The sequence below is a fragment of the Slackia sp. genome (assembly GCF_977041755.1).
Genome location: NZ_CDRRGL010000128.1, coordinates 1 through 5,036, shown reverse-complemented (window position 1 = coordinate 5,036; position 5,036 = coordinate 1). Strand labels below are relative to the sequence as shown.

At 60.0% G+C, this 5,036-nt stretch carries 5 protein-coding genes; all 5 read right to left on the bottom strand.

All coding sequences use genetic code 11. The features are described from left to right. Positions 1 to 147, bottom strand: a 147-nt coding sequence (locus ACWI8T_RS08160; protein WP_449138583.1) for an S-methyl thiohydantoin desulfurase domain-containing protein, incomplete at its 3' end; no start/stop codon positions are given. Positions 148 to 478: 331 nt separating this feature from the next. Beyond that, positions 479 to 2,050: a hydantoinase/oxoprolinase N-terminal domain-containing protein gene (locus ACWI8T_RS08155; RefSeq protein WP_449138582.1), complete on the bottom strand. Its 1,572-nt coding sequence runs from the start codon at positions 2,048 to 2,050 to the stop codon at positions 479 to 481. A 159-nt stretch (positions 2,051 to 2,209) separates the two neighbouring features. Next, positions 2,210 to 3,307, bottom strand: a complete 1,098-nt coding sequence (locus tag ACWI8T_RS08150) for a DUF917 domain-containing protein (RefSeq protein WP_449138581.1) — start codon at positions 3,305 to 3,307, stop codon at positions 2,210 to 2,212. A gap of 357 nt (positions 3,308 to 3,664) precedes the next feature. Further along, complete coding sequence (locus tag ACWI8T_RS08145) at positions 3,665 to 4,360, bottom strand: vitamin B12 dependent methionine synthase (RefSeq protein WP_449138580.1); 696 nt, start codon at positions 4,358 to 4,360, stop codon at positions 3,665 to 3,667. Positions 4,361 to 4,374: 14 nt separating this feature from the next. Continuing rightward, on the bottom strand, positions 4,375 to 5,036 hold a 662-nt coding region (locus ACWI8T_RS08140), incomplete at its 5' end, for a methylenetetrahydrofolate reductase (protein ID WP_449138579.1).

Here is a 5,036-nt window from a genome sequence, read left to right as displayed (position 1 = left end):
GAGCGTGAGCAGCGGAATAGGACCATTGTCAGCCACGCACTGCTTCGCGATGAGAATGCCCACGTAGGGATTGCCACCGCCGCCCGACGCCATAACGGCCGCGCCCATCGCGATGTCTTCAACTTCTTGTTCGCCCAAATATCTCACGGGGCGTTCCTTTCACTCCAATGCGCTGTAGTGCTAAAGTATTTTGATAAAGAATAAGAGTTGGGCAAAGCCCAACTCAACTCGTCCGTCTCGCTTCCGAAAGGCGCATTCGCGCCAAAAGCCAGCGAGCATGGACCCTGGCGAGTGCACTTCGGGCGTTGAAAATGCCTGTGGCATTTTCAATTCCTGCCTATGCGCCCGAGCGGGCGCGCCCAGCTCAGCTGGGCTCAGCGTACTTCGGTACGCGAGCCGCAGCTTGAACCCGAAATGTGCCGCCAGAACCCAGCGCAGCGTCGACAACTTTCGTCATTCGCCAGAACGACGAAAACAATTAAATCTTCAGGTCACCCACAGCCTTCACGCGCACGCGGGTCGCATTGCCGGGCAGGTAGGCCAAGGGCACGTCTTCCACTTCGACAATCTGAATCGAATCGGGATCGGCTCCGGCCTTGATAGCTTCTTCGGTAGCCAAGCCCTTCGCGACCTCGAGTGTTTCGGCGCGGCCGAGCTTGTCGAGCGAGAATACGCGCTCGATCTGGCCCGACACCTGAGAAATCGCACTGCCCACAGCGTTGGCTTCGCCGAAATTGTTCGGCTTGAGCACGCGAGCTACGCCCTCGAGTTCGCTAGAAACCAGAATGGAGCCGCCGCCAACGAGAATGACATCAATATCGCCCGCGCTCGTCTTCATGCGGTCGACGCAGTTTTCGACCATTTCGGTCATGACGGCCCGAGCCTTCTTCACGAGCTCCGGATCCAAATCGGCCACAAGCGCTGGGTCGCCCACGCCTTCAGCAGCGCCCGCCGCAACTACGATGTCAGTCGCGGTAAGCGTGTGACCGCCGAAGCACAACGCCTCTTTCGTCACGCGATAACCCACCGAATCGGGACCGACGGTCACGGTGCCGTCTTCGTGCTGGCGCACAATCGAACCGCCGCCGAGGCCAATCGAAATAATGTCAGGCATGCGGAAGTTCGTGCGGACGCCGCCGATTTCCACGGCAAGCATGCTCTCGCGCGGGAAGCCGTGCGTCAAAACGCCCAGGTCGGTGGTGGTACCACCCACGTCGACGACCACGGCGTCTTTCAAGCCCGTCAAAAACGATGCGCCGCGAATGGAGTTTGTGGGACCGCACGCAATGGTGAGAATCGGGTAGCGCATGGCGTATTCGGCGCTCATGAGCGTGCCGTCGTTTTGGCACAGGTACACTTCAGCGTCGGTGATGTCTTCACCCGCAAGAGCCGCGATGAAGCTTTCCGATGTGGTTTTCGCAACGTCGACGAGCGCCGCATTCAAAATGGTGGCGTTTTCGCGTTCAAGCAGACTCACGCTGCCGATTTCGCTCGAAATGGAAATGGGGAAATCGTCGCCGAGCGCCTCGCGCATGATGGCCGCGGCGCGCGTCTCGTGGCTTGCGTCAACCGGCGAAAACACGCTCGTGATGGCAACGCTGTCGCATTCGCCCTTCACCTGGTTCGCAATGCGGCGTAGCTCGTCCTCATCGAGGGGTGCGATTTCGCGACCGTCGAACTCGTGCCCGCCGCCCACAAGGAACCACTGATCGTTGATAGCCGCGCGCAGCTCTGCCGGCCAATCGATCATAGGCTTGATGGCGCGCGTCGCGGGCGCACCGATGCGAATCACGGCAACGCGATCGAGACGCTTGCGCTCGACGATGGCATTCGTGCAGTGCGTCGTGCCGAGCATCGCGTAGCCGATGCGGGAACGATCAACGCCCTCACCGGCAAGCACGGCCTCCATGGCGTTTTCGATGCCGCTCATAACGTCTTCGGTCGTGGGGCTTTTCACGGCCGAGATAAGATTCAGGTTCTCATCAAGAACAACGGCGTCAGTGTTGGTGCCACCGACGTCGATGCCAATGCGCCAGTCTTTGTTGGACATCGTGTCTATCCCTTCATATATCTATGCCGATGCGAGCTTGCGTAGCGCGTTGGAACCTATGGGCTTGCCATTTCCGAAAACGGCCGCTAAACCGCTTCGAGAAACGTCAAACCCCGGCACCTTCAACGCGCCAAAACCCCGCTGGCTCATCCAAAAAACCTACTGCTCGTTCGTTCTTTCGACAACGCGCTCCTCAACGGGAACGAAATCGATGTCGTAGCCGAAATAGCGCGGGCCAGCGATTTCGAGGCCGCGCTCGCTGCGCCAATGCTCGTGCACAGGAATGCCAATAACCACGCCACGCGCACCATACTTCATGCCTTCAGTGGTAATGGGCAGCGCGGTTTCAATATCGAGCACGGCGATGAGGTCGGGGGCCGAGCACAGCACCTCGTCGCCCGATTTGGCGAGCAGATGCTCGTTTTGGAAGCGCAGCTCGCATTCGCGGCCCGCATAATCGTCGATGCCCGCGAAATGCGCGTAGCCACGCACGAAACCGCCCTCGGTACGACGCGCCACATCGTCAAGCTTGCCTCGGAACAGCTCGAATGCACCGAGCAAATCGAGAATCACCGGCAGCGGATCGACGTTTTGTTCGTGGGCCTCGCGAATGGCACGGCCGATTTGCTCGCAATAGGTCGACGTGCCGGGAATAGAGGCTTTCTTGGCCTGGGCGCCCGTCATGGCGTAGTCGGCCATGAACACGCTGCCGCCCGTAGTAATGGCGGCGTTGCGCGAAAGGCGCTCGGCCCATGCGTTGTCGACAGCCTCGACGGTAACCACGTCGCCCTTTTCGTCGCACACCACAGCCGGGCACGCGGGAATGTCAAACAGCGTCCACGTCACATGGCGCAGCTCGGGAAACGCGCGGCCCATACCGTCACAGTCGACGATGGGCACGCCCTTGGCCGCGGCCACCTGAAACGGCAGAAGGGAGTTCAGGCCGCCCGCTTCGAGCGGCATAATCGCGTCGAATTTACGGCCCAGACGCTTCTCCAGCGCATCAACCGCACCTACGCCTTCCATGCCGTTGGGAACCTTCTCCACGAGTACCGTGGGCGCACCCAACATATGCGATGCGCAGACGAACGCGTCATCGGGCAACTCGTCGAGCGATATCATTTGGAACGGACCATATTCATCAATGGCCTGAAGGGCCATGAGCTTGCCGATATACGGGTCGCCGCCGCCGCCCGATGCGAGAACCGCGGCACCAACCGCCATATCCTCGACTTCGCGCTTGCCAATAGTGCGCACGATGTTCCCCTTTCCCTGAAACGGCGTTGCCAGGTAGGCTTTTCGCCACAATACACATACGAGCACTCTACCCCATTGGAGCATACAAAGGAATGAGCGACCGGGTGAGCTTTTACAATTTCGTTACGAGCGGCGACGGAACACAATCGATCGCCACCCCCGTGCAATAACGGCGGCTTGTCTACGCGAACGCGAAAACGCATATGAATTCGCTGGAATCCACGAGGCGTTCCCGCTCAAACTCGAGGTGCAAAGATTGGCCGCTCAATAAAAGAATTCCCCCACCATTAACACGCGGGGGTATGGGCGCATCAGGCATATGCTCCCAATTGCGAGAAGGGGGCAAGAACCTGTACGCTACCGCTTCCAACAAGGCGTGCCGGCGGCGCGCAGCGTGCAGTTCTGCCTGCAGGCGCAACCCTCGCAGCTCGACTTCACGCTCGATATTTCATCGAAGTTCGCATCGGCATCGAACAGGCCCATGAATGCCGTGACGCTTTTCGCGGGAATGAGCAAATTCGATTCCGTCGCCACCATGCCAAGGCGCTTGTCAGCTGCGAGCACGCGCACGATTTCCGGCTGAAGCGCAAGCGGCAAATCGCCATAGCCGGGGCTATAGCGCCAGTTCGTGCGCATACCTCGCTTCGCGGCATCGGCAACCACGGCCGCCTCGCACGCATCGGCCACGCTTTCCACGAGCGAACTTCCCGCCGCACCGTAAATGGCCGCATCGAGCGCGCTTTGCGCCTTGCGCCGCGCCATAGCAGCCTCGTTCGCCACGCCAAGCGTGCAAGCCAGAACGGCGCACTCCGCCGCACCTTTCAAATGGCGCGCAATGTCGGCGCCCTCGAGCACAAGCGAGCTGCCCACAAGCCGCACGCCCCGCTCGCACGCCTCGATGGGAAACGAGCGAAACACGAACCCCGGTCGAGCCTCGCGCTCGCATGCCGCGATGTTCTTGTCGATGCGCGCCTCCATCTCGGCATCGAGCGCTTGCCCCGTATAGCCCAAATAGCGCAGCGCCTCTGCCCTATTAACCCTATAGTCAGGCAATTTGCAGCCAAACATTACGCAATCGCGCCCACGGCACGCAACGCCTGAACGGCGGCTTGCGCGATATCGGGACGATTCATGGTATAGACATGCAAGCCGTCGACGCCTTCTTTCGAAAGGCCCACGAACTGCTGGCACGCATAATCGATGCCCGCCTGGCGCAGCGCCTTCGGGTCGTCTTCGTAGCGCGCGAGCAGCTTGATGATGGGCGACGGCAAGCTCGCGCCGCACATGAATACCATGCGCTGGATTTGCGCCTTCGAAAGAAACGGCATGATGCCAAACGTGATAGGCACGGTAATGCCCGCCTTGCGCGCGGCATCGAGGAATCGCAGCGCAAGATCGTTATCGAAGAACAGCTGCGTGACGAAGAATTGCGCGCCCGCGTCCTGCTTTTCCTTCAAATGGCGAATGCTCTCGTCGAAATCGAGGCAATCGATATGTCCTTCCGGATACGCCGCCGCGCCTACGCAAAAACCAGCCTCGCGCGCAACGGGAATCAGGTCTTTGGCGAATTTGAAATCTTTCGGGGTCGCTCCCGGCACCGCGTCGCCGCGCAGGGCGAGCACATTTTCAATACTCGCCGCCTTCATCGATGCAAGCACGGAATCGATGCCCGCGCGATCGGCGTTCATGCACGTAAGGTGGGCCATCATGTTCAGGCCATATTCGTCTT